Below are 23,452 nucleotides of genomic sequence, written 5' to 3' on the forward strand. Positions count from 1 at the left end.
AAAAATGCTATCAACGCTCATATGCTGAATTCGCGGTCCTCGGTAACAGACCGTCTCCGTCTCCTGTCCTGGTGAACGTCTCCCCTTACACCCCTGCGCCGGGCGGAGCGATGGAATCCTCGGTGAATACAGGAGAATTCATGCGTGTGGCCGTGACAGGTGGCGGCGGTTTTCTCGGCTCGCATCTGTGCGAAGCGCTTCTGCGGCGCGGTGACGAAGTCGTCTGCGTCGACGATTTCTCGACCGGCGATCCCGCCAACATCGCTCCCTTTCTGGGAAATCCCGCCTTCGAACTCGTCCGCGGTGACGTCAGCCGGTCGGTCGAGGTGTCGGGCACGGTCGACGCGGTGGCCCACCTGGCCAGCCCCGCCTCACCCCCCGACTACCTCGCGCGTCCACTGGAAACACTGGCCGTGGGCAGTCGCGGCACGGAGAACGCGCTGCGCCTCGCGGCACGTCACGACGCCCGCTTCGTCCTCGCCTCCACCAGCGAGGTGTACGGAGATCCCCAAGTTCACCCCCAGGACGAGACCTACTGGGGCCATGTGAACCCCGTCGGCCCGCGCTCCGTCTACGACGAGGCGAAGAGGTTCTCCGAGTCACTGACCCAGGCCTACCGGACGAGCCGCGGAACGAACACCGGAATCATGCGGATCTTCAACACCTACGGTCCCCGTATGCGTCCGCACGACGGCCGGGTCGTCTCCAGTTTCGTCGTCCAGGCACTCGCGGGAGAACCACTGACCGTCTACGGCGACGGAAAGCAGACCCGCAGTTTCTGCTACGTCGACGACCTGGTGCGTGGAATCGTCGCCATGCTCGACCACGACGAGCCCGGACCGGTGAACCTCGGAAATCCCGTGGAACTGACGGTTCTGCAACTGGCCGAAATGGTTTTGGACCTGACGGGGTCCCGAGCCGAGGTGCAGTTCCACTCGCTGCCCGTCGACGACCCCACCCGCCGCCGGCCCGTGATCACCCGGGCCGCGGAACGCCTGGGATGGAATCCCGAGGTCGACATCGAGGACGGGCTGCGCCGCACCGTGGAGTGGTTCGCCGCCCGTCCCGACGACGTGGCCGCCGCGCTCCGCGCCATCCGGGGTGGACAACAGGACGGCGTCGTCACCGCCGCCGAGCCCCGCCCGGTCGGCGCGACCCCCGTCGCGTCGTGACCCAGACGGATCACGGCCGCGGACGCGACATCGCCCTCGACACCGGCCGACAGCCGCCGCGGGCCGACGAGGCGACGCTGAAGACCCACCTGTGGAGCCTCTCGGCGGGCAACGTCGTCGACATCCCGGCCGACGGACCGGTCTTCGGCAGGCCGCGCAAAGAGCGCACGCCCCGCCCCACCTCCTGGGTCCCCCGTCTGGGACGCCTCGACCAGATGATGGTGTCGTCGCTCGCGGTGTGCTGGTGGACCGCCCTCGTCGTCTTCTGGGAGTGGTGGCTGCGCCCCGAACACCGGGTCGGCTGGGCGGGCTTCGTGGTGAACAGCGCGCTCCTGCTGTACCTGTCGGTGCTGCCGCTGTACTTCGTCGTCGTGATGGTGCGGCTGCGCACCTTCGACCCGGCCGTCGAGGTGCCCGGGCTGCGCACCGCCTTCGTGGTGACCCGGGCCCCGTCCGAACCCTGGGCCGTCGCGCGCACCACGCTCACGGCGATGCTGCGCCAGGACTTCCTGCACCCCTACGACGTGTGGCTGTGCGACGAGGAACCCACCCAGGAGATCCTGGACTGGTGCGCGACCAACGCGGTACGCGTCTCCTGTCGGCGCGGCAGTCCGGCGTACCACCGCGACACCTGGCCCCGGCGCACCCGGTGCAAGGAGGGCAACCTCGCGCACTTCTACGACCACTGGGGCTATAGCGACTACGACGTGGTCGCCCAGCTCGACGTCGACCACGTGCCCCACCCCCACTACCTCGGCGAGATGGTCCGGCCGTTCGCCGACCCGGCCGTCGGCTACGTCGCCGCCCCCAGCGTGTGCGACGCCAACGCCCGCACCTCGTGGTCGGCACGCGGACGACTGCACCGTGAGGCCACCTTCCACGGACCCATGCAGCTCGGCCACTCCGACGGCCTGGCACCGCTGTGCATCGGATCCCACTAGGCCGTGCGGACCCGGGCCCTCCAGGACATCGGCGGCCTCGGGCCCGAACTCGCCGAGGACTTCTCGACGACGTTCCTGCTGAACTCGGCGGGCTGGCAGGGGGCGTTCGCCATCGACGCGGAGGCCCACGGCGACGGCCCGATCACCTTCGCCGCCATGGTGACGCAGGAGTTCCAGTGGTCACGCAGCCTGGTGTCCATGCTGCTGGGCATGCTCCCCAGACACCTGCGCCGCATGCCCGGCAGACTGCGGATCCGGTTCGCGTTCGCCCTCTCCTACTATCCGCTGCTCGCGCTGACCACGACCGCCGGCCTGCTGCTGCCCCCGATCGCAGCGGTCACCGGCCACCCCTGGATCAACGTCGACTACGTCGCCTTCCTGCTGCACTTCTGGGCCATGTCCTTCTTCCTGGTCGTGCTCACCTGGATGCTGCGGCGACGCGGCCTGCTGAGACCCGTCGACGCGCCACTGCTGAGCTGGGAGGGCTGGCTGTTCGGACTGACCCGCTGGCCGTACGTGGCCTGGGGAGCAGCCGCCGCACTGGTGCAGCGGGTGCGGCCGAGGAAGGTCGTCTTCAAAGTGACGCCCAAGGTCCGCGACGGCATGGAGCCCCTGCCGCTGCGCCTGATGCTGCCCTACCTCCTGATCACCGTCGTGCTGTCCGGCGCCGCCTTCGTCGGCGAGCTCACCGGTCCCGCGATCGGCTATGTGTTCCTGTGCCTGCTCGGCTCCCTCTCCTACGCCCTGGTCACCCTCGCCATCGGCGTCCTGCACATCCGGGAGGCCGCGAAGTCGGCGGGCGTCCGCGTGCACCGGGCCCTGCGGACCGCCGCCCTGCCGCTGGCCGCGGGCCTCGTCGCCCTCGTACCGCTGGCCTGGGCCCTGCTGCTGTTCCCCACCTACGTACGCGGGTTCCTCGCGGGCTGACGCCGCGTCCCCACCGGGCCCCGAACCCTCACCGGCGTATCCGGCCGCACGAAAGAACGAGGCACCTCATGCCCGAAACCGTCCTGGTGACCGGTGGCGCCGGCTTCATCGGCAGCCACACCTGCGTCGAACTGCTCACCCACGGCTACGAAGTCGTCGTGGTCGACAACCACGTCAACAGCTCTCCCCACGCCCTGGACCGCATCGCCAAGACCGCCGGACGCACGCTCACCGCCGCCTACCAGGTGGACGTACGCGACCGGCAGGCCCTCACCGAGGTGTTCGCCGCCCACCAGGTGGACGCCGTCATCCACTTCGCGGCCCACAAGGCGGTCGGAGAGTCGGTGGCGCGGCCCGTCGAGTACTACGACACCAACGTCGGCGGCACCTGCGCCCTGCTGTCCGTCATGCGCGAGCACGGCGTGCACCGGCTGGTCTTCTCCTCGTCCTGTTCCGTCTACGGCGACGCGCGGACCGTGCCCCTGACCGAGCTGAGCCCGGTCGCACCCACCAATCCCTACGCGCACACCAAGCTGATGTGCGAACGGATCCTCGCGGACGTCTGCGCCCACCTGACGGACATGAAGGTCCTCGCCCTGCGCTACTTCAACCCCGTAGGAGCCCACCCCGACGGCCTCCTCGGCGAGGACCCGCGGGGCGTCCCGAACAACGTCATGCCGTACGTCGCCCAGGTCGCCGTCGGCCGACGCGAGCGGCTCAGCGTCTTCGGCGACGACTACCCCACGCCCGACGGCACCGGCATCCGGGACTACATCCACGTCATGGACGTCGCCGAGGGACACCGGGTGGCCGTCGAGCACCTGGACGACGAGGCGGGCATGCGGGTGTTCAACCTCGGCACGGGCATCGGCACCTCGGTGCTCGCGCTGGTCGCCGCGTTCGCCGAGGCGAGCGGCCGGGACATCCCCTACCAGGTCGTCGACCGCAGACCCGGCGACGTCGCCGAACTCGTCGCCGACGCGAGCGCGGTGGCCGCCGCCTGGAACTGGACCACCACACGCGACCTCACCGCCATGTGCCGAGACGCCTGGCGGTTCCAGGAACTCAACCCCCACGGCTACGCCCACTGATCCCGTCGACGCCGACGACCCTCGGACAGGAGAAGGCTCATGCGGTTGACCGTCATCGGTACGGGCTACCTCGGGGCCGTGCACGCCGCGTGCATGGCCGACATCGGACACGACGTCCTCGGTGTGGACACCGACACCAGGAAGATCGAGGCACTCGCGGCAGGCCGGGCGCCCTTCTACGAACCGGGCCTGCCCGAGATCCTCACCAGGAACACCCGCGACGGGCGGCTGCGCTTCACCACCTCCCTCCAGGAGGCGGCCGACTTCGCCGACCTGCACTTCGTGTGCGTCGGCACCCCGCAGCGCCCCGACTCCCTCGCCGCCGACCTGCGCCACGTCGAGGCCGTCGTCGACGGCCTGGCACCCCTCCTGACGCGCGACACCCTCCTCGTCGGCAAGTCGACCGTGCCGGTGGGCACCACCCGCGCGCTGAGCCGCAGGGTCGCGGCGCGACTGCGCCCCGGTGTCGACGCCGAGATCGCCTGGAACCCCGAGTTCCTGCGCGAGGGCTACGCCGTCGAGGACACCCTGCACCCCGACCGGCTCGTCGTGGGTGTCACCTCGCCCCGCGCCGACCAGCTGCTGCGCGGTGTCTACGACTCGATGCTGCGCGCCGGTGTCCCCTACGTCAGCACCGATCCGGCCACCGCGGAGCTCGTGAAGGTCGCCGCCAACTCCTTCCTGGCGACGAAGATCTCCTTCATCAACGCCATGGCGGAGGTCTGCGACGCCTCCGGAGCCGACGTGGTGACACTCGCCGACGCCCTCGGCCACGACGTGCGCATCGGGCGCCGGTTCCTGTCCGCGGGGCTCGGGTTCGGCGGCGGCTGCCTGCCCAAGGACATCCGCGCCTTCCTCGCCCGCGCCGAGGAACTCCAGGTCGGAGAGGCGGTGTCCTTCCTGCGCCAGGTCGACCGCGTCAACGACCGCCAGCGACGGCGGACCGTCGACCTCGCCCGTCACCTCGTGGGCGGTTGCTTCGCCGGACGACGGGTCGCGGTGCTGGGCGCCACCTTCAAGCCCGACAGCGACGACGTGCGCGACTCACCGGCGCTCGCGGTCACCGCGGAGATCGTCGCCGAGGGCGCCGACGTCCTCGTCCACGATCCCGAGGGCCTCGACAACGCGCGGGCCGCCCTGGCCGGGCCGACGTACTGCCCGGACGTCATGGAGGCCTGCCGGGAGGCCGACATCGTGCTGCACCTGACCGAATGGCGCCACTACCGCGACCTCGACCCGGCGAAGCTGTCCGAGGTGGTGAGGGCGCCGCGCCTGCTCGACGCGCGCAACGCCCTGGACCCGGCGACCTGGCGGGCGGCCGGCTGGCACCTGCGTGCCCTGGGCCGTCCCGCGCACGTACCGCAGCCCGGCTCGGGCGACGACCTGCGGGTGACGATCCCTCAGGCCCCCGGCCCCCACTGCACGGCCCCCACTCCGGGCGACCCGGTCAGCGGCGCCCCCAAGTAGTCCACGGGCCCCGGGTTCACGCCCAGGCTCCGCAGGTTCACGGCTCCACCGGTCAGCGTGGCGGCGCACTGGGAGGCCAGCGCGCCGCGCGTCGGACCGGTGCCGTGCAGGTCCGGACCGGCCGCGGGCAGCGGGATCCGGGTGAGGCAGGGGTCGGCGTCGGTGCCGGTGGCTCGCGGGCCCAGGGTCTCCTGACCCGTCGCCCGGCGCCAGGCGGCGAGATCGTCGAACCAGCGGTCCCCCCACTGCACGTTCAGGCCTTGTGGACTGTAGTAGTCGTTCCCCTGCAACAACACGTCCGACGACAGGAAGGCGCTCCGGGACGCCACGACCGGGGGGCCGTCCGTCACGAACACGTTGTTGCGTACGGTGACGGAGCCCAGGCTGGGCTGGAGCCGCAGCGCGGGTGCGCGGACGAGGCCGTTGGCCGTCATCAGCACCGTGTTGTGGTAGATCGCGAGGTTCGTCACCCGCGATCCGAGCGCGACGATCCCGCCGTACTCCTGGAGCTTGCGGCCGTCGTCGTGACTGATGTTGTACCGGACCGTGTTGCCCGTCTGAGCGGTGTTCGGGGCGGCGGAATAGACCAGGAAGCCGGCCCCGTCGTTGCCGTAGGCCAGGTTGTACTGCATCACCGAGTGGGACACGTTGTTGTCCAGGCCGAAGCCGCCGCCGTCCACCCGGGAGCCGGTGTGATTGCCGTAGGAGACGTTCTTCTGGAACGTCATCCGCGTCGAGTCGTACGTCCAGATGCCCTCGGGGCCCTCCAACGCGCCCGGCGACGAGAGCTCCCCGTTGCCGTGGGCGACGGAGCGCTCGACCCGGCCGCGCCGGACGCTGCCCAGGACGATGCCGCTGCCCGTGTTGTGGTCGGCCGCCTGCGGATCGCCGACGTTGTCGTACGCCGTCACCCCCGACACGGTCAGGTCCTCGTGCGCGTAGGCGGGCGCGGCCGCGTCGAAGGCCGGGCCGTCGGCCACGAGCCCCGCGTCCTGGTTGGTGTGCAGCGTGCTGTCGCTGATCAGCACGTCCCTGAAGCCCGACGCCTCCGGGCCGCCGTGCAGCCGCAGGCCGTTGCGGAAGCCCTTCACCTCGACGCCCGAGACCCGCACGTACGGCAGCTTTCGGTCGCCGGGCAGATCGTTGACGAAGGCGATGCCGTCCTGCGTCCGGTAAGCCTCCGCGTCGCCCGCGACGACCAGGTCACGCAGGGTGACACCGCTCGTGTTGTGCACCTCGATGCCGCGCGTGCCGCTCGCCAGGACGACCGCGCGGCCCTTGCCGTAGGACTCGATCACCACCGGCTTGCGGGGGTCGCCGGCGTCTCCCTGGCCGATGCTCAGGGTGCCCTCGAACCGGGCGCCGCCCTGGAGCCGCAGTCGGTCGGCCGGCTTGAACCGCACGGTGTCGGCGCGGCGGAGGGTGCGCCACGCGGACTGCGGGGTCCGGCCGTCGTCGCTGTCGTCGCCCCGCGGGCTGAGGTAGAAGTCCCGTCCGCCCCGCGCGTTCTCGCGCAGGGGCACGTGGGGGGTGGGCATGCCGCATCCGGCCAGCAGCACCGCCGCGGCGCACAGACCGGCGACCGCCCGGGCCCTGCTCCTGTCGTCTCGCCGCACCGAGTCGGTGACTTGGGTGCGTTCGTTCCGCTGGCGCAACATCGCTCCTGTCTGCTCGCTGACCGAACGGGCCCCGCCTCACGGGGGCCGCGAACCCTCACCCTGACGTGCGGGTGCGTGATCGACGGGCCAGCACGCGCAGTTCGGCCCCAGACATGCCTGATTGGACGGCACGGCGGGCCCTCGGGCACCCGTGGCCCGGGGGCAGCCGTGCGTCGGGCGTGCGGCATGATGCCGATCATGTCCTCGCAGTTCCAGCCGGTTCTCGACCGCATCCTCTCGGAGATCGACGGCACCCCGGGCCGCGGCCGCCCCGCCGACTACATCCCCGCGCTCGCCTCCCGCGACCCGCGCAGCTTCGGCATGGCCGTCGCGGAGCTGGACGGCACGGTGTACGGCGTCGGGGACTGGCGCGAGCCGTTCTCCACGCAGTCGATCACCAAGGTCTTCACCCTCGCCCTCGACCTGGCCCTGGAGGGCGACGCACTCTGGGAGCACGTGGGCCGTGAGCCCTCCGGCAACCCCTTCAACTCCCTGGTGCAGCTGGAGTACGAGAACGGCATCCCGCGCAACCCCTTCATCAACGCGGGCGCCCTGGTCGTCACCGACCGCCTCCAGACCCGTACCGGCGACGCGGCGGGCGAGCTGTTGTCGTTCCTGCGCGAGGAGAGCGGCAATCCGGGCCTGGACTTCGACGAGGAGGTCGCCGCCTCCGAGTCCGCGCACGGCGATCGCAACGCCGCCTTGGCCCACTTCATGGCCGCCTACGACAATATCGACAACGACGTCCCGGTCCTGCTCGACCAGTACTTCCGTCAGTGCTCGATCAGGGCGTCCTGCGCCGACCTGGCCCTGGCCACCACCTTCCTGGCCCGCCACGGCATCCGCGCCGACGGCACCCGCCTGCTCACCCTCAGCCAGGCCAAGCAGATCAACGCGATCATGCTGACCTGCGGCACGTACGACGCGGCCGGTGACTTCGCCTACCGGGTGGGTCTGCCCGGCAAGAGCGGAGTGGGCGGCGGGATCATCGCGGTGGTACCGGGCCGCTGCACCCTGTGCGTCTGGAGCCCGGGCCTGGACGAACGCGGCAACTCGGTGGCGGGAGTGGCGGCGCTGGACAGGTTCACGACGCTCACGGGGCTCTCCGTGTTCTGAGGCGGGGAGCGCGTCCCGAGCCCGACCACGCACCGGTCACACCCCGGTCGCCACCGCGTCGCCTTCCAGCCACCCACGACTGCCACGCTGCCGACGTGTCGGTCAACGCCCCCGTCGATCTCCGTCGCTGCCAGATCCTCGGTCTGGTCGGCACCGCCTTCCTCGCCGCGGGCGGTGAGACCGCGGGAGCCCTCCCCGTCCGCGAACTCCTCACCCCCGCCTCGCCCCAGGCCGCACTGGGCCTGGTCGGCGCCTACTTCGGCGTCGTCCTGCTGATCGCGGCCTGGCTCCTGCTCGGCCGCCTGCTGCGCGGTTGCGGCGAGCGGCCCAGCACGCGCGAGCTCATGGGCGTCCTCGTCATCTGGTCGATCCCGCTGCTGCTCGCCCCGCCCCTGTTCAGCCGGGACGTCTACAGCTACCTCGCCCAAGGCGCCATGGCCGACGCACACGTGGACGTCTACGCCCACGGCCCCGCCCTGCTCGGCGGCCCCCTCGCGGACGAGGTCGCCCCCATGTGGCGCGACACGGCCGCCCCGTACGGCCCCGTGTTCCTCGGCGTGGCCGCCGCCCTGGCCAAGGCGTCCCGCGGTGAACTCCCCGCCGGTCTGCTCGGGATGCGGCTCGTCGCCCTGCTCGGCGTGGCCCTGATGGCGGCCGCCCTGCCCCGCCTGGCCCGCCACAGCGGCGCCGACCCGGCCGCCGCGCTCTGGCTCGGCGCCCTCAACCCGCTCGTGCTGCTCCACCTGGTCGCGGGCGCCCACAACGACGCCGTCATGCTCGGGCTGCTCGGCCTCGGCCTGGTCGCCGCCCTCGGACGGTGGCCCGTCCTGGGCGCCGTGCTCGTGACGCTCGCCGCCCTCGTCAAGGCGCCCGCCGCCCTGGGCCTCGCCGCGATCGTCGTGCTCCGCGTCCGGGCCGGAGACCGTCCGGCTAAGACCACCCTGACGGCCGCCGTCTCCGCCACCGTCACCACCGTCACCGCGACAGCCGTCACGGGCACCGGCTACGGCTGGATCGGCGCCCTCAACACCCCCGTGTCGTCCGGGAACTGGGCCCTCACCAGCCTCCTCGGCCGGGCCACCGCAGCCCTGCTGGAACACCTCGGCAGCGACCTGGCCCCGCTCGCCGTCCCCGTCTGGCACGCCCTCGGGGTCGTGACCGCCCTCGCCGTCATCGGCCACATATGGCTGCGGCTGCGCCCGCGACCCGTCTACGCCCTCGGCCTGAGCCTGGCCACCGTCGCCGCCCTCGGCCCGGCGATCCGGTCCTGGTACGCCCTGTGGGGACTGTTCCTCATAGCGGCCGCCGCGCCCAGCGCCTCGGTACGGCACCGGGTGGCCGCGGTGACGGGAGTGCTCGCGCTGGCCACCCTCCCGAGCGGCGGCCCGGCCGACGCCGGGCAACTCGTCCTCGCCGTCTCCGGGGGAGTGCTCGCCCTGGTCGTGCTCGTCCAGGCGCACCAGTCGGCCCGGATCCCCGTGACGGGACGTACGGCATGAGGGCGCCGGCCACGGACCGCGGCCGGCTGCTGTCGGCCCTCGCCGCCGTCACCGCCGTCACCGCCGTCACCGTCTTCACGGCGACCGTGCCGCTCCTGCGCGACTGGTTCGACCTGCGCGTCTACCACGGAGCCGTCGACATCTGGGTCCACCACGGCGGACGGCTCTACGACTACCGGGTGCCGGGGACGGCGTACGGCTTCACCTATCCGCCGTTCGCGGCCGTCGCCATGCTGCCGATGGCCCTGCTCGACCTGCGTGCCGCGATCGCGGTGGGCCTGCTCCTCAACCTGGCGGCGCTGGCCGTCGTCGTGCGCCTGCTCACCGGCCGGACCTGGCGGCGGTACGGCTGGTACGGCTGCGTCCTGGGTGCTTGCGCGCTCGCGCTGTTCGAGCCGCTGCGCGACACCTTCAGCTTCGGGCAGGTCAACGTCCTGCTGCTGGCCCTCGTCCTGGTCGACGCGTGGCTGCTCGCCACGGGCCGGGAGCGCTGGGCCGGTGCCGGGATCGGGCTGGCCGCCGCGGTGAAGCTCACGCCGGCCCTCTTCATCGGCCTGCTCCTGGTCGCCCGGCGCGGGCGCGCCGCGGCGGTCGCCACGGTGGTGGCCCTGGCGGCGACGGGTTTCGCGGCCGTCGTGGCGCCGGACGCCTCACGTTTCTACTGGACCGACGCGATGTGGGACACGACCAGGGTGGGCCGCCTGGACTACGTGTCGAACCAGTCGTTGCAGGGCGTCCTGGCCCGGCTCGGGGAGACGGACCGCGCGGTGTGGGCGGTGGCCGTGCTGCTGACCCTGGGCGTGTGGGCCGTACGGGCCCGGCGGGCCGCGGCGGCGGGGGACTGGGCGGCCGCGTTCGCGCTGACCGGGCTGACCGCCTGCCTGGTCAGCCCGATCACCTGGGTGCACCACCTGGTGTGGCTGCTGCCCTCCTTCGCCGTGCTCGTGCGTACAGGGCACCCGCGGATCGCGGGCGCCCTGTACGCCGTGCTGTGCACCAGCGTGGTGTGGCTGTGGTTCGACGACGCGTCCGGCGTCGACGGCTTCCTCGGCGGCAACACGTACACCTGGATCACGCTCGGACTGCTGCTGTGGCTGCCGGTGGCTCAGCCGCGCGCCGCCCGCCCGAACCGGGCCCGCAGCGCCAACGCCATCGAGCCCGCGCCGAGTCCGGCGGCGCCCAGGACGGCCCAGGTCTCCAGCCAGCCGGGCCCCGCGGGCTCCGGGGACACCGCCGCCGCCGGCGCTGCCGCCGCCGCGACCGGCGCGGCCTCGGGCCCGGGCTGCGGCCTGGCCCGGAGCGCGTCCAGCGAGCCCACCGGCTCCACCCGCCCTGCCGCGCCGAACCCCCAGTCGAGCAGTGCGCGCGCCTCCTCGTAGACCGCGAAGCCGCCGCCCGACCGCGGGTTCATCACGGTCACGACCAGCGTCCGGTCGCCCCGGCGGGCGGCGGCGACGAGCGTGTTGCCGGCGTGGCTCGTGTAGCCGTTCTTGATCCCGATCAGCCCCTCGTAGGGCTCGACGCCGTCGGCACCGGTCAGCAGCCGGTTGGTGTTGCGGATCCCGTACCGCCATCCGCCCCGGCTCGGGAACGTCGCCTCGGCCGTCCCGCAGTACCGCGCGAAGTCCGCGTTGCGCAGCCCGGCCCGGCCGAAGACCGCGAGGTCGTACGCCGAGGAGACCTGACCCGGGGCGTCGTAGCCGTCGGGGGAGCGGACGTGGGTGTCCAGGGCGCCCAGGGCGCGCGCCTTGGCCTGCATCCGGGCGGCCGTCGTACGCCAGCCGCCGCTGAGCCCGGCCAGGACGTGCACGGCGTCGTTGCCGGAGTTGAGGAAGACCCCGCGCCACAGGTCGGCCACCCGGTAGGTCTGTCCCTCGGCGACCCCGACGAGACTGCTGCCGGCCCCGATGCCCGCGAGTTCCCGCTCGCCGACCGTGTGTCTGAGACCGCCGGGCAGCACCGGCAGGACGGTGAGGGCGAAGAGGGTCTTGAGCGTGCTGGCGGGCGGCAGCCGGCGGTGGGCCTCGTGCGCCGCGAGGACCTCACCGCTGTCGGCGTCGGCCACCACCCACGACAGCGCGGACACGGCCGGGACCCGGGGCACGCCCCGGTGCGGCCGGACCTGGACACCGGAGCGGTACAGGAGGGCGGGCGACGCGGCCGCGGCCGGTGGTCCGCCGGGCGCGCCGGGGTCGGGGCCCGTGTGCGCGGCCGCCGTCGCGGGGGCGGACACCAGCAGTCCCGCCAGGCACAGGGCGCAGGCCGAGACGGCAACCCGGGAGGGATATCCGATAGTCATACCGCAAAGCTAGGAACGGACCGGCCGTACACCGTGCTGCCCGGGCCGTGCGGGGCGCGTGAGCACCCGGACGGGGGATGGCGCCCGTCAGCCGGTGGGCAGGGTCGGCTGGACGCGCCGGAGGAACGTCGCGTTGTCCGGGGTCTCCCGCATGCGCTGGAGGAGCGTCTCCAGGTTGCCCTGGCCGTCTCCGCTCCGCAGTGCCCGCCGCAGTCCGCGTACGGCGGTCAACTCGGCCGGGGTCAGCAGGAGTTCCTCGCGGCGGGTGCCGGAGGGGGTCACGGCGACGGCCGGGAAGACGCGGCGGGAGGCGAGTTCGCGGTCCAGGCGCAGCTCCATGTTGCCGGTGCTCTTGAGCTCCTCGAAGTAGAAGTCGTCGGCGCGTGAGCCGGTCTCCACCAGGGCGGTGGCGAGGATGGTGAGCGAGCCGCCCTCCTCGGCGAGCCGGGCGGCGCCGAAGAACTTCTTCGGCCCGACCAGCGCGGTCGCGTCGACACCGCCGCTGAGGGTGCGGCCGTTGCCGGGGGCCGCGTTGTTGTGGGCCCGGCACAGCCGGGTCAGGGAGTCGAGCAGGATCACGACGTCCTCGCCGGCCTCGACGAGCCGCTTGGCCCGCTCGATCACCAGCTCGGCGAGCGCGATGTGCTGCTTGGGCGTGCGGTCGAAGGTGGAGGCGTACACCTCGCCGCGCACGGAGCGCCGCATGTCGGTGACCTCCTCGGGGCGTTCGTCGAGCAGCACCACCATCAGCCGGGACTCGGGGTGGTTGCCGGCGACGGCCGCGGCGATCTGCTGGAGCAGGACCGTCTTGCCGGTCTTGGGCGGGGCCACGATCAGCCCGCGCTGCCCCTTGCCGACGGGGGCGATCAGATCGGCGACCCGCCCGGTCAGGCCGGACGCCGGGTGTTCGAGCCGGATCCGCTCGCGCGGGTGCAGCGGCGTGAGGTCGTGGAAGTTCCGGCGGTTGCGGCCGGGCCCCTGACCGTTGACACGGGCGATCTCGGTGAGGGCGCGCTGGGTGCCCCGCACCCCGTCGACGACGTCCCCCTTGCGCAGGCCGTACCTGCGGATCAGGGCGGGGGAGACCTGGAGGTCCGCGGGTGAGGGCAGCAGGCTCGCGGCGCGGAGGTGACCCTTCCCGGCGGCGTCGATGTCGAGGACGCCGGTGACGGCGCGGACCGGGGACTGCTGCACCGGAGGGGTTTCGAGAGTGATGGTCATGTGGTCGGTCCTTTCGAGGACGGAAGGCATGAGACGTGCGGAAGGAAGGGGGGAAGCCGCGACAGGGAGGCGGACAACGCCTTCGGGCGGCGGAAGACAGCACCCGCAAGACCTGCGAGGTACTGGGCAGAAGCCGGTACAAAGACCGGCGAGAGGAGAGAGAACTGGCACCGGCGCCCGGAAACGGGCGTACACAAGTGCTAGCGGGACGGTACCACGGAGACTCAGCGCGTGGCGAGGACTCCGTACAGCAGGGGGATCCGCGGCTCGGGAAGCCGCCACCAGCCGGACGCCGTGCGGGTCATCCGCGCCCAGCGGGGCCAGGGCAGCTCATCGCTCTCGCGCAGCCGCCGGACCCCGAGCCCCGCCTCCGTCAACGCGTTGACGACCTCGCCTATTCCGTGCATCCACTCGAAGCTCTCCGTGGCGCCCTCGACGGCCGGGCCGTCGGTGTAGGTGCGGGTGGCGTCCCGGCGCACGGGGCCGTCGCCGCCCAGGTAGTCGTGGCGCAGCAGCAACTCCGGTCCCTCGTCCGGAGCGGGCTTCGGGCCCAGCGAGTTGAGCAGCGGATGGAACTCCACCACGTACAACCGGCCGCCAGGACGCAGCAGTTGCGCGACCACGTCCGCCCACCGTGCCAGGTCGGGCAGGTAGCACAGCGCGCCCTTCCCGGTGTACACGACGTCGAACTGCCGCCCGTCCAGCGCCTCGACGGCGTCGTACACGTTCGCCCGGACGTACTCGACGTCCGCGCCCGCGCGCGCCGCGATCCCCTGAGCGGCCGCGACGGAGGCCTCCGAGAAGTCCAGGCCCACCGCCCGGGCCCCACGGCGGGCGAACGCGATCGTCTCCGTGCCGAGGTGGCACTGGAGGTGGAGCACATCACGGCCGACGAGTTCGCCGAGGTCCTCCCACTCGAAGGCGGCGAACCAGCGCTCCGGATCGAGGTCCTGGTCGAGGCCGTAGAACCGGCTGGCGAGGTGGACGGGGGTGCGGGCGTCCCAGTTGGCCTGGTTGACCCGCATCAGCCGCGCGTTCTCGTCGGACGTCATGACGCCATCCAACACGCCTTCGTCAGGGGCGGGGATCCGGTCGCTCTTTTTTCGCGCGGGTGTCGATTCGGCCCGGCCCCGTTCGTCGGCCGGGTGTAGGAAGCTCATGAGGACCGGGAGGAACCATGAAGTACATGCTGCTCGTCTGCGGCGACGACACCAACGACGCCTCGGGCATGGCCCCCGTCGAGCCCTGGGTCGAGGAACTCGGGGACCGTGGCGTACGACGGCACGGGCACCGGCTCGCCCTGCCCGCCGACGCGGTCACCGTACGGGTGCGCGGCGGGGAGGTGCTGCGCACCGACGGGCCGTTCGCGGAGACCAAGGAGTACGTGGCCGGCTTCGACATCCTGGAGTGCGACACCCTGGAGGAGGCCGTCGAGGCGGCCGCGAAGCATCCCGTGGCGACGATCGGCGCCATGGAGGTACGGCCGTTCTGGGAGGACGAGGACGCCCAGGGGCAGATCCGCCGCCTCGACGCCGAACTGACGGAGGCGGCGCGCACGGGGGACGTGGAGCGGAGGATCGCCTGCTACGCGCAGGACGCGGAGGTCGTGGCCGGGGGCCGGCACCACAGGGGCGCCGAGGCGCTCCGCAAGGCCCTCGCCGAGACCTCCGTCGAGCCCGTCACCCGCGAGGTGCTGGAGTCCCGGATCCACGTCGACGAGAGCGTCGCCTTCGGACACGCCCTCGTCCGTACCGACGGCAGGCTGCTGCGCGTCACCACCGGGTACCGCGACACCGGCCCGCGCTGGCTGATCGCCCACGAGCACGCCACGGAGGTCTCGTCATGAAGTACGCCCTGCTGATCTGCACCCCCGTCGGCGGCGAGGAACTCAGCCCCGCCGAGATCGCCGACGACCCCCGCTTCACCTCCTACGTCGAGGAGGTCCGCGGCCGTGACCTCATGAAGGGCGGAGCCCGGCTGCGCCCCGCCTCGGACGCCACCACCGTGCGCGTCCGGGGCGACGAGGTCCTGCTCACCGACGGGCCGTTCGTCGAGTCCAAGGAGTACCTCGCCGGCATCGACATCATCGAGGTCGCCGACCTGGACGAGGCGATCTCCCTGGCGTCCCAGCATCCGGCGGCGCTCGGGGGCGGCTCGGTGGAAGTGCGGCCGGTGTGGGAGTGACTCCCGAGGAGGCCGTCGCCGCCGCCTTCCGGGACGAGTGGGGCCAGGTCGTCGCCACCCTGATCAGGGTGACCGGCGACTGGGACCTCGCCGAGGAGTGCGCGCAGGACGCCTTCGCCCAGGCCCTCGACCGGTGGCGGCGCGACGGCGTCCCGGACCGCCCCGGCGCCTGGCTCACCACGACCGCCCGCCACCGGGCCATGGACGTACTGCGGCGCCAGGCGGTCGGAGAGCGGAAACTACGGGAGGCGGCCATGCTCACGGCACCCGGGGAGCCGTACGACGACAGCGGTGTCCAGGACGACCGGCTGCGTCTGATCTTCACGTGCTGCCACCCGGCGCTGCACATCGAGGCCCGCGTCGCCCTGACCCTGCGCACCGTCGCCGGACTGACCACACCGGAGATCGCCCGCGCCTTCCTCGTCCCCGAGGCGACCATGGCGCAGCGCCTGGTGCGCGCCAAGAAGAAGATCCGCAACGCCGGCATCCCTTACCGGGTACCGCCCGCGCATCTGCTGCCCGAGCGCACCACGGGCGTGCTCGGCGTGCTCTACCTGCTGTTCAACGAGGGGTACGCGGCCGGCTCGGGCGCCGACCTCGTACGGCGGAACCTGTGCGCGGAGGCGATCCGGCTGGCCCGTGTGCTGGCCGGGCTCATGCCCGACGAGCCTGAGGCACTCGGCCTGCTCGCGCTGCTGCTCCTGCACGACGCCCGCCGCGAGACCCGCGTGGACGGTGCCGGAGAGCTGGTGACCCTGGAGGACCAGGACCGCACAGCCTGGGACCACGCCGAGGTCGACGAGGGCGCCGCCCTGCTGGAGAGGGCGCTGCGCCGGGGCCGACCCGGGCCGTACCAGATCCAGGCCGCCATCGCCGCCTGCCACACCACCGCGCCCACCGCCGAGGACACCGACTGGGCCGACATCGCCGCCCTCTACGGCGAGTTGGCGCGGTTCGTGCCCTCCGCCGTGGTGCGGCTGAACCGCGCGGTCGCCGTCGGTATGTCCGAGGGCCCCGACGCGGGGCTCGCACTCGTCGCGGAACTGGAGCGGGAGGGCGAGCTGAGCGGCTACCACCTGCTGCCGGCCACGCGCGCCGACCTGCTGCGCCGCAGCGGCCGTACGGCGGAGGCGGCCGGGGCGTACGCACGGGCGCTGGAGCTGGTGGAGAACGGCGCCGAGCGGAACTTCCTCGAAAAACGCCTCGCGGAGTGTCGATCCGCTCCCCGGCCGTACGTCGGTGGGGTGAAGGCAACCCCACGACACCGGAGGCACTGATGACCGCTCACCCGCACCCCCGCCCCGTCGGCCGGCTCCGTCGCGCCCTCGCCGCACTGCTGCGCGGCTCCCGTACCGCCCCGACACCGGACGCGTGGCTGGCCGGCCTCCGCCTCGGCGGCTGACCGGGGGCGCCTCCGAGCCCCTCAGGAGGCGGACGCGGTCCTGGCCTCCGCCTCCTTCGCGATCTCCTCGAACCGCGCGCCCATCGCCGTCGCGAGGGCCTGCGCGCCCGACAGCGGACGGACCATCACCATCAGCCGGTCGATCAGGCCGTCCTCGTCGAGATGGATGAAGTCGCAGCCGTCCAGGGCCCGTTCGCCGACCCGGGTCGCGAACACCAGAGCGTGGTCACGGCCGTCCTCGCTGCTCAGCTCGCTCACGTAGCGGAAGTCCTCGAAGACCTTGACGACCGCGCCGAGTATCGCCGCCGTGATGGCCTTGCCCGTGTACGGCTTGAAGACCACCGGGCTCGTGAAGACCACGTTCTCGGCCAGCAACGCCTCCACAGCACCGAGGTCACCCGCTTCGACCGCTTCTCGGAACGCTCGCATCGAGACTCCCAATAGTAAATTTGTTGAGTAGGTGTGGAGTAGGGTAATCGTCTGCTGTTAGCGTGTCCACATGTCGCTCAAGTACGCGGTGCTGGCCGCCCTGCTGGAGGGCGAGGCCTCGGGCTACGAACTGTCCAAGGTCTTCGACGTCTCGCTGGCGAACTTCTGGCCCGCCACACCTCAGCAGCTCTACCGCGAGCTGGAGCGCCTCGCGCGGGACGGGCTGATCGAGGCGCGGGTGGTGCAGCAGGAACGCAGGCCCAACAAGCGGCTGTTCACCCTCACCGAGACCGGCCGGCGCGAGCTCACCGAGTTCGCCGCCGAACCGCCCCGCAGGCCGGCCGCACTCCGCGACGAGTTCCTCATCAAGATCCAGGCCATGGACGGCGTCGACCCCGAGGCCACCCGGGCGCTGTTCGAGGAGCGCCTGTCCTGGGCGCGCGGGAAACTCGCCCGCTACGAGCGCGTCCGCGACCGGTTCCTCGACGGCCGAACCGAGGAGGAGTACCTCGCGGACGCGGACCGGATCGGCCCGTACCTCACGCTCCTGGGAGGAATCGCCCTGGAGGCGGAGACCGTCCGCTGGTGCGAACGGGCGCTTGCCGTCCTGAAGCGCCGCGCTCCCCTAAGCTGACGCGGATGTTCAGCCCAGAAGGCCCCAGCCTCCGCGAACTCGCCGTCCAGGCGCTGTCGTCCGTCGAGCGCGGCTACGACCTGCTCGCCCCCAAGTTCGACCACACCCCCTTCCGTACGCCCGACTCGGTGCTGGACGCCGTCGCGTCCGCGCTGCACCGGACGGGCCCCTTCGACGCGGGGCTCGACCTGTGCTGCGGCACCGGCGCCGGGGCCCGGATGCTGACGCGGGTCTGCCGGGAGAGCGTGACCGGGGTCGACTTCAGCGCCGGAATGCTCCAAGTGGCCCGCGAGCGGACCGAGTCCGGGGGGCCGCGCCTGTCCTGGGTGCGGGGAGACGCGCGCGCCCTGCCGTTCGCCCCGGCCTCCTTCGACCTCGTCGTGAGCTTCGGGGCCTTCGGCCACTTCCTGCCCCGCGAACTGCCCGGCCTGTTCGCCAAGGCCCGTGAGGTGCTGAGGCCGGGCGGCTGCTTCGCCTTCCCGATCGTGGCCCCACCCCGTCCGTCGTCCCCCGCCTACTGGATGCTCCACGGTTTCGACGCCGTGATGCGGGTGCGCAACGCCCTGTGGCGACCGCCGTTCGTCATGTACTACCGAGCCTTCGGGCTCGGGGACGTGCGACGGGAACTGGAAGGGGCGGGCCTCGACGTGGAGTTGCACGCCCTGCCCGAGTTCGGGGTGCGCCGGGACGGGAGCCCACGGGTCCGGATGGTCGTGGCGAGGCGCCCGGCCTAGTCGGATCGTCCGGCTGCCGGGTCGTCTGGGTGCTCTCTCACAGAGCGCCGTACAGGGCCTCGATCAGCGCCATCTTCCGTGGATCGTCGGCGATGTGCGGCCCCATCCGGTTCATCACATAGCCCAGTGCGATGCCCGCCTCCGGATCGGCCAGGCCGCACGACCCACCGAAACCGTCGTGTCCGAAGGCTCGCGGATTGGGCCCGTACGAGCCGTTCGGCCCGCTGAGCCACAGGCCGAGCCCGAGCTCCGTCTCGCTGTCGAGCCCCGCGCCCAGCACCAGGTCACGGCATCTGCCCTGGCTCTCGCGGACCCGCTCGGCGGCCTCGGGGGACAGGACGCGGTGCCCGTGGAGGCAGCCGCGGCCGGCGAAGATCCCGTAGAGCGCCGTGACGGCCCTCGCGGTGCCGTGGCCGTTCGCGGCGGGGATCTCGGCGGCCCGCCACTCGGGCGTGTTCGCCTCCGCGGCCCCCGCCGCGGGGTTGGCCACGGCGGCGACCGCCGCGGGAGTCATCTGGGCGAAGATCGCCGCCTGTTCACTCGTCGACGGGGCTGGCGGATGCACCAGCTCGGCGGCCCGCCCGGCCTCCTTCTCCGGCAGTCCGATCGTGAAGTCGATGCCGAGCGGCCCCGTCACCTCCCGTTCCAGGAAGGCGCCCGGCAGCAGCCCCGAGACCCGCCGGACGACCTCCCCGACCAGGAAGCCGTACGTGAACGCGTGATACCCGGACACCGTGCCCGGCTCCCACCAGGGCTCCGTCGCCGCGAGCCGCCGTGTCGTCAGCTCCCAGTCGAGGAGCTCGGCGAGGGTGTGGGGCTCGCGCAGCCCGGAGAGCCCGGCCCGGTGTGACAGCAGGTGCCGTACCAGCACCTTCTCCTTGCCCGCCGCGGCGAACTCCGGCCAGTACGCGGCCACCGGGGCGTCGAGGTCGAGCAGACCCCGGTCGGCGAGGATGTGGGCGCACAGGGCTGTCGGGCCCTTCGTCGTCGACCACACGTTGACCAGCGTGTCGCGCTCCCAGGGGCGGGTGCGGGCAGCGTCGGCCCAGCCGCCCCACAGGTCCACGACGGTCTCGCCGCCGACCGTGACGCTCACCGCGGCGCCCAGCTCGGCACGGTCCCGGAAGTTCTCCTCGAACGCCGTCCGCACGGCCGCGAACCGCTCGTCGCAGTGGCCGTGGACAGTCGGCCGGTGCTCGGACATGGGCCCTCCGTCGTCGCGGGAAACCCGGACCGCGACACCGCGATCCGGGTCCCGTGAACATACCGACTGGTCGGGCTGGAGGGAAGGTTACCGACGGGACTCAGGCGTACGAGCGCAGCCAGCGCAGCTTCGCCGCCTCCTGGTAGGGGCCGCCGCCCTCGTGGTCGTTGAAGTCGTAGACCTCGATCGCCTTGTCGTCGTGGCCCCACGCGTTGAAGGCCGCGAAGACGGTGGAGGGCGGGCAGGTCTGGTCCTCCAGGGCCGCCGAGAAGAGCGCCGGGGCGCGGCCGCGGCTCGCGAAGTGCACGCCGTCGAAGTAGGCGAGGGTGCCGAGGACGTCCTCGGAGCGGCCGCGGTGCGTCTTGAGGTAGAGGCCGATCTCCCGGTACGGGTGACGGTCCGTCAAGGTCGCCGCGCGCGGGAAGTCGCACAGGAACGGCACGTCGGGGGCGACCGCCGCCAGGTCCGGCACCAGACCGCCGACCGCGATCGAGATGCCCCCGCCCTGGCTCCCGCCGAGGACGACCGTGCGCGCCGGGTCGGTCAGCGGGTGCGATCGGGCCGCCTCCACCGCCCGCACGGCGTCGGTGAACACCCGGCGGTAGTAGTAGTTCTCGGGAGCGTCGACGCCCCGGGTCATGAACCCCGGGTAGGCGGGCGCGCCGGCCACCGGGTCGGCGGTGCCACCACCGCCGCCCCAGGCGCTGCCCTGCCCGCGGGTGTCCATCACGAAGTGCGCGCGGCCCGTCGACGCCCACAGCAGGTGCTCGTGCGGCAGGCCCCGCCCGCCGCCGTATCCGATGAACTCCACGACCACCGGTATCGGGGCGGAGACCTCGGCCGGGATCGTGAACCAGCCCTTGACCGGGTGGCCACCGAAGCCGGCGAAGGTCACGTCGTACACCTTCACGGTGGACAGGCCCGTGTCGACGAGCTCGAAGCGGGCGTCCAGATCGTGCTCGCGGGCCTCCTGGAGGGTCTTGGACCAGAACGCGTCGAAGTCCTCGGGCTCGGTGGACTCGCTGCGGTAGTCGCGCAACTCGTCGATGGGGAGGTCGAACAGGGCCATGTAGGACCGCCTTAGCGATGGGAAATGCCGGATGATCACACCGTACGGGTGTGGTCGGACGAATCGCCAGGCATTTGCGGAACCTGGCTGGTCGGGCACGGCCCCCTCGACAGTTGTGGACCTGCTGGTCAAGGGCGTGGGGCTGCCGGGCGTGGACGCCGGGCGGGAGATCGTCGTCGGCCGACCGGCCGTCGCGAATGGTCGGGTCACCACCGCCGCCCCGGGAGCAGACGTGGTCAGGCCCGGCGGCGAGTCCACTGCGGTTCGGTGAGCGCCCAGTCCCGCTCCCACTCGGCGAGGCGGTGCCGGGCCGCCACCCCGCGGACGAGCGAGTGGCCGAGGAGGATCACGGCCATCGTGGCGCCCGCGCCGCAGGCGCCCATCACCAGGGTGTGCTGCCAGATCGCGGTCCCGTCCGGCGGCGGGGTCACGCTGCGCCCCCGGGAGTCGAACCACACGTCGACCTTCTCGCCCTCGTCGGTCCCGGCCGGGACCCGGGCCGTGGCGGTCCTGGCGGCGCCCCCGGCCTCCGTCCAGCGCACGGTCACCCGGTAGGAGCGCTCCCGGCTGCCCTGGACCGTCGGCGTCGAGTCCGGGACCCTGCCGACGACCTCCGCACGGACCCGGTGGCGTTCGGAGCGCTGCTCGGCCGCCACCGCACGGGCGTCGTCATGCGCCCACCGGCCGACGACCGCGCCGACCAGCGGGGCGCCGAGCAGCACCAGTACGGCGACGGCCAGCACCGTCCACGCCTCGACGACGTCCGACCGCCGCCGGAGCGGATTGCGCCGCCAGCGCCAGCCGCGCACCCGGGTTCGCATGTCGACCTCCGCACCGCGCACCCCTGCGAGTGGTCACACAGACGTAGTACCCCTCCATCCGCCTCGTTCACGTGTGGGGGCGCGCACATCCGCACACCGTGCGCAGGAGCACCACCGTCAGCCGAAGCGTTCGATCCGGATACGGTCCACCGGCTGACCGGCCCGCACCAGCAGTCGAGAGGCGTGCTCGGCGAACGCGTTGGAGCCGCACACATAGGCTTCCCACCCACCCTCGGGCTGCTCGGCCAGGAGCGGCGCCACATGTGCGGCCGACATACGTCCCACGGGCACCCCGGCCGGGGCGCTCCGCGTGAACACGGTGGTCGTCTCGGTGCCGAGCTCCCGCGCGTAGATGAGCTCCTCGGGGCCACGCGCCGACACCAGCAGCCGCAGCGGCACGGACAGCCCGCGCGCCCGGTGGTGGCGCACCATCGACATCAGCGGTACGACCCCGGACCCGGCCCCGATCAGCAGCGCGGGCCGGTCGCCGGGCCAGGCGAAGAAACCGCTCAGCGGCCCCCGCACCTCGACCTCGTCACCGATCTCGGCCACCTGGTGGAACCAGCCCGACACCTCACCGCCCTCGACGTGATCCAGGGTCAGCTCGACGTGTCCGACGTCCTCCGGTGGCGACGCGATCGAGTAGTGGCGCTGGGCGGTGTAGCCGTCCCCGGCGGTCAGCCGCAGCATCAGATGCTGGCCGGGCAGATGCCCCGGCCAGGCGGGCACCGCGAAGCGGAACGTGGAGGCGTACGGCGTCTCGCGGCGAATCTCGGTCAGCGTGGCGGTCTGCCACACGGCGGCGACGCGGTTGCTGACGGCGATACGCCCCGGCACCGCGAACCGCGTGGCAGGAGCGAAGGCGGGGGAGGAGAGCGCCTCAGTCACCGGAGTACCTCTGTTCCTCCCACGGGTTCCCCCGCGCGTGATAGCCGTTCCGCTCCCAGAAACCCGGCTCGTCGTGGTCGAGCAGCGTCAGCCCCGCGACCCATTTGGCGCTCTTCCAGAAGTACAGGTGCGGCACCAACAGCCGCGCCGGGCCGCCGTGTTCGGCGGGCAGTGGCTTCCCGTCGTACTCCCACACGATCCAGGCCCGGCCCCCGGTCAGGTCCGCGAGCGGCAGGTTCGTGGTGTACCCGGTGTGCGAGTGGGCGACGGCATGGGTGGCCGACCCCTGGGGACGCGCCACAGCCAGGAACGCGTCCAGCGACACACCCGCGAAGCGCACCCCGAACTTCGACCAGCTCGTCACGCAGTGGATGTCACCCTCGTAGGCCGACGGGGGCAGCGCGTGCGCCTCGTCCCAGTCCCAGGTGCGCGGTTGTTCGACCAGTCCGTCCACCCGGAACGTCCAGTCGGCCGGCGACAGGTCCGGCGTGACCTCCGCGGAGAGGACGGGCCAGTCGTCGCCCGCGTCGTACTGGCCGGGTGGCAGCCCGGCGTTGGGGACGCGGGTGCGTCCGGTGAAGCCTCGGGTGACCTTCATGCTTCCACCGTACGCTGTCGTCCCACGTGCCCCGTCCCAGGTCAGTGCCCCGATCGTTGCGGCCGTATGAACACCGCGCCGGTTCGGGAATAGCCGTC

21 protein-coding genes and 2 pseudogenes are annotated in these 23,452 nt (G+C 72.5%); 13 read left to right on the forward strand and 10 right to left on the reverse strand.

Annotation, left to right across the window (positions count from 1 at the left end; all coding sequences use genetic code 11):
* The first annotated feature begins 140 nt into the window (after nucleotides 1-140).
* The 4 genes and pseudogenes from ABZ098_RS17550 (at nucleotide 141) to ABZ098_RS17565 (ending at nucleotide 5,598) form a co-directional block, all read left to right on the forward strand.
* Nucleotides 141-1,172 carry a UDP-glucuronic acid decarboxylase family protein gene (locus ABZ098_RS17550; protein ID WP_356591938.1) on the forward strand — a complete coding sequence of 344 codons (1,032 nt, stop codon included), beginning with the start codon at nucleotides 141-143 and terminating at the stop codon, nucleotides 1,170-1,172.
* Nucleotides 1,169-3,040: pseudogene (locus ABZ098_RS17555) on the forward strand (glycosyltransferase). The gene ABZ098_RS17550 and the pseudogene ABZ098_RS17555 overlap by 4 nt, the downstream one beginning before the upstream one ends.
* Before the next feature lie 68 nt (nucleotides 3,041-3,108).
* The gene (gene galE / locus ABZ098_RS17560; RefSeq protein ID WP_356591940.1) at nucleotides 3,109-4,131 is read left to right on the forward strand and encodes a UDP-glucose 4-epimerase GalE; all 1,023 of its coding nucleotides are present in this window, start codon (nucleotides 3,109-3,111) and stop codon (nucleotides 4,129-4,131) included.
* A 39-nt stretch (nucleotides 4,132-4,170) separates the two neighbouring features.
* A complete protein-coding gene (locus tag ABZ098_RS17565; RefSeq protein ID WP_356591942.1) occupies nucleotides 4,171-5,598 on the forward strand; it encodes a UDP-glucose/GDP-mannose dehydrogenase family protein in 1,428 nt (475 codons plus the stop codon).
* Here the strand turns inward: ABZ098_RS17565 and ABZ098_RS17570 are convergent.
* Nucleotides 5,532-7,256: a right-handed parallel beta-helix repeat-containing protein gene (locus tag ABZ098_RS17570; protein ID WP_356591944.1), complete on the reverse strand. Its 1,725-nt coding sequence runs from the start codon at nucleotides 7,254-7,256 to the stop codon at nucleotides 5,532-5,534. The genes ABZ098_RS17565 and ABZ098_RS17570 overlap by 67 nt on opposite strands.
* A gap of 186 nt (nucleotides 7,257-7,442) precedes the next feature.
* On the opposite strand from ABZ098_RS17570, the gene ABZ098_RS17575 reads away from it, so the two are divergent.
* From ABZ098_RS17575 to ABZ098_RS17585, 3 genes are all read left to right on the forward strand, one after another.
* Nucleotides 7,443-8,372: a glutaminase gene (locus ABZ098_RS17575; protein ID WP_356591946.1), complete on the forward strand. Its 930-nt coding sequence runs from the start codon at nucleotides 7,443-7,445 to the stop codon at nucleotides 8,370-8,372.
* Nucleotides 8,373-8,467: 95 nt separating this feature from the next.
* Nucleotides 8,468-9,871: a polyprenol phosphomannose-dependent alpha 1,6 mannosyltransferase MptB gene (gene mptB / locus ABZ098_RS17580; RefSeq protein ID WP_356591948.1), complete on the forward strand. Its 1,404-nt coding sequence runs from the start codon at nucleotides 8,468-8,470 to the stop codon at nucleotides 9,869-9,871.
* Complete coding sequence (locus tag ABZ098_RS17585; protein WP_356591950.1) at nucleotides 9,868-11,250, forward strand: glycosyltransferase 87 family protein; 1,383 nt, start codon at nucleotides 9,868-9,870, stop codon at nucleotides 11,248-11,250. The genes mptB and ABZ098_RS17585 overlap by 4 nt, the downstream gene beginning before the upstream one ends.
* A 35-nt stretch (nucleotides 11,251-11,285) precedes the next feature.
* Here ABZ098_RS17585 and ABZ098_RS17590 read toward each other — a convergent pair.
* From ABZ098_RS17590 to ABZ098_RS17600, 3 genes and pseudogenes are all read right to left on the reverse strand, one after another.
* A pseudogene (locus ABZ098_RS17590) lies at nucleotides 11,286-12,170 on the reverse strand (D-alanyl-D-alanine carboxypeptidase); the annotation flags it as partial.
* A gap of 87 nt (nucleotides 12,171-12,257) precedes the next feature.
* Nucleotides 12,258-13,391: a transcription termination factor Rho gene (gene rho / locus ABZ098_RS17595; protein ID WP_356591952.1), complete on the reverse strand. Its 1,134-nt coding sequence runs from the start codon at nucleotides 13,389-13,391 to the stop codon at nucleotides 12,258-12,260.
* Between the two features lie 224 nt (nucleotides 13,392-13,615).
* Nucleotides 13,616-14,443 carry a class I SAM-dependent methyltransferase gene (locus ABZ098_RS17600; RefSeq protein WP_356591954.1) on the reverse strand — a complete coding sequence of 276 codons (828 nt, stop codon included), beginning with the start codon at nucleotides 14,441-14,443 and terminating at the stop codon, nucleotides 13,616-13,618.
* A 125-nt stretch (nucleotides 14,444-14,568) separates the two neighbouring features.
* On the opposite strand from ABZ098_RS17600, the gene ABZ098_RS17605 reads away from it, so the two are divergent.
* The 4 genes from ABZ098_RS17605 to ABZ098_RS17620 are packed head-to-tail and all read left to right on the forward strand — an operon-like array spanning nucleotide 14,569 to nucleotide 16,977.
* Nucleotides 14,569-15,237, forward strand: coding sequence for a YciI family protein (locus ABZ098_RS17605; RefSeq protein ID WP_356591956.1), 669 nt, complete (start codon nucleotides 14,569-14,571; stop codon nucleotides 15,235-15,237).
* Nucleotides 15,234-15,575, forward strand: a complete 342-nt coding sequence (locus ABZ098_RS17610) for a YciI family protein (RefSeq protein WP_356591958.1) — start codon at nucleotides 15,234-15,236, stop codon at nucleotides 15,573-15,575. The genes ABZ098_RS17605 and ABZ098_RS17610 overlap by 4 nt, the downstream gene beginning before the upstream one ends.
* Nucleotides 15,572-16,852, forward strand: a complete 1,281-nt coding sequence (locus ABZ098_RS17615; RefSeq protein ID WP_356592341.1) for an RNA polymerase sigma factor — start codon at nucleotides 15,572-15,574, stop codon at nucleotides 16,850-16,852. Before ABZ098_RS17610 ends, ABZ098_RS17615 begins: the two co-directional genes overlap by 4 nt.
* Nucleotides 16,852-16,977 (forward strand): hypothetical protein, encoded by a 126-nt coding sequence (locus ABZ098_RS17620; protein WP_356591960.1) that lies wholly within the window; start codon nucleotides 16,852-16,854, stop codon nucleotides 16,975-16,977. Before ABZ098_RS17615 ends, ABZ098_RS17620 begins: the two co-directional genes overlap by 1 nt.
* A 21-nt stretch (nucleotides 16,978-16,998) precedes the next feature.
* Here ABZ098_RS17620 and ABZ098_RS17625 read toward each other — a convergent pair whose 3' ends face one another.
* On the reverse strand, nucleotides 16,999-17,406 hold the full coding sequence (locus ABZ098_RS17625; protein ID WP_356591962.1) for a nuclear transport factor 2 family protein: 408 nt from the start codon (nucleotides 17,404-17,406) through the stop codon (nucleotides 16,999-17,001).
* A 70-nt stretch (nucleotides 17,407-17,476) separates the two neighbouring features.
* On the opposite strand from ABZ098_RS17625, the gene ABZ098_RS17630 reads away from it, so the two are divergent.
* Together ABZ098_RS17630 and ABZ098_RS17635 are read left to right on the forward strand one after the other, a co-directional pair.
* Nucleotides 17,477-18,040 (forward strand): PadR family transcriptional regulator, encoded by a 564-nt coding sequence (locus ABZ098_RS17630; protein WP_356591964.1) that lies wholly within the window; start codon nucleotides 17,477-17,479, stop codon nucleotides 18,038-18,040.
* 5 nt (nucleotides 18,041-18,045) lie between these two features.
* A complete protein-coding gene (locus ABZ098_RS17635) occupies nucleotides 18,046-18,774 on the forward strand; it encodes a class I SAM-dependent methyltransferase (protein ID WP_356591966.1) in 729 nt (242 codons plus the stop codon).
* 37 nt (nucleotides 18,775-18,811) lie between these two features.
* Here ABZ098_RS17635 and ABZ098_RS17640 read toward each other — a convergent pair whose 3' ends face one another.
* From ABZ098_RS17640 to ABZ098_RS17660, 5 genes are all read right to left on the reverse strand, one after another.
* Entirely contained in the window at nucleotides 18,812-19,978 is a 1,167-nt protein-coding gene (locus tag ABZ098_RS17640; RefSeq protein ID WP_356591968.1) for a serine hydrolase domain-containing protein, read from the reverse strand.
* 100 nt (nucleotides 19,979-20,078) lie between these two features.
* The gene (locus tag ABZ098_RS17645) at nucleotides 20,079-21,047 is read right to left on the reverse strand and encodes an acetylxylan esterase (RefSeq protein WP_356591970.1); all 969 of its coding nucleotides are present in this window, start codon (nucleotides 21,045-21,047) and stop codon (nucleotides 20,079-20,081) included.
* Between the two features lie 236 nt (nucleotides 21,048-21,283).
* Nucleotides 21,284-21,868, reverse strand: coding sequence for a DUF3592 domain-containing protein (locus ABZ098_RS17650; RefSeq protein WP_356591972.1), 585 nt, complete (start codon nucleotides 21,866-21,868; stop codon nucleotides 21,284-21,286).
* 117 nt (nucleotides 21,869-21,985) lie between these two features.
* Nucleotides 21,986-22,756 carry a ferredoxin reductase gene (locus ABZ098_RS17655; protein WP_356591974.1) on the reverse strand — a complete coding sequence of 257 codons (771 nt, stop codon included), beginning with the start codon at nucleotides 22,754-22,756 and terminating at the stop codon, nucleotides 21,986-21,988.
* Nucleotides 22,749-23,354 carry a sulfite oxidase-like oxidoreductase gene (locus tag ABZ098_RS17660; protein ID WP_356591976.1) on the reverse strand — a complete coding sequence of 202 codons (606 nt, stop codon included), beginning with the start codon at nucleotides 23,352-23,354 and terminating at the stop codon, nucleotides 22,749-22,751. Before ABZ098_RS17660 ends, ABZ098_RS17655 begins: the two co-directional genes overlap by 8 nt.
* Nucleotides 23,355-23,452: the final 98 nt, after the last annotated feature.

The organism is Streptomyces sp. NPDC006335 (genome assembly GCF_040612795.1).
In the GTDB taxonomy this organism is placed as follows: Bacteria; Actinomycetota; Actinomycetes; order Streptomycetales; family Streptomycetaceae; genus Streptomyces.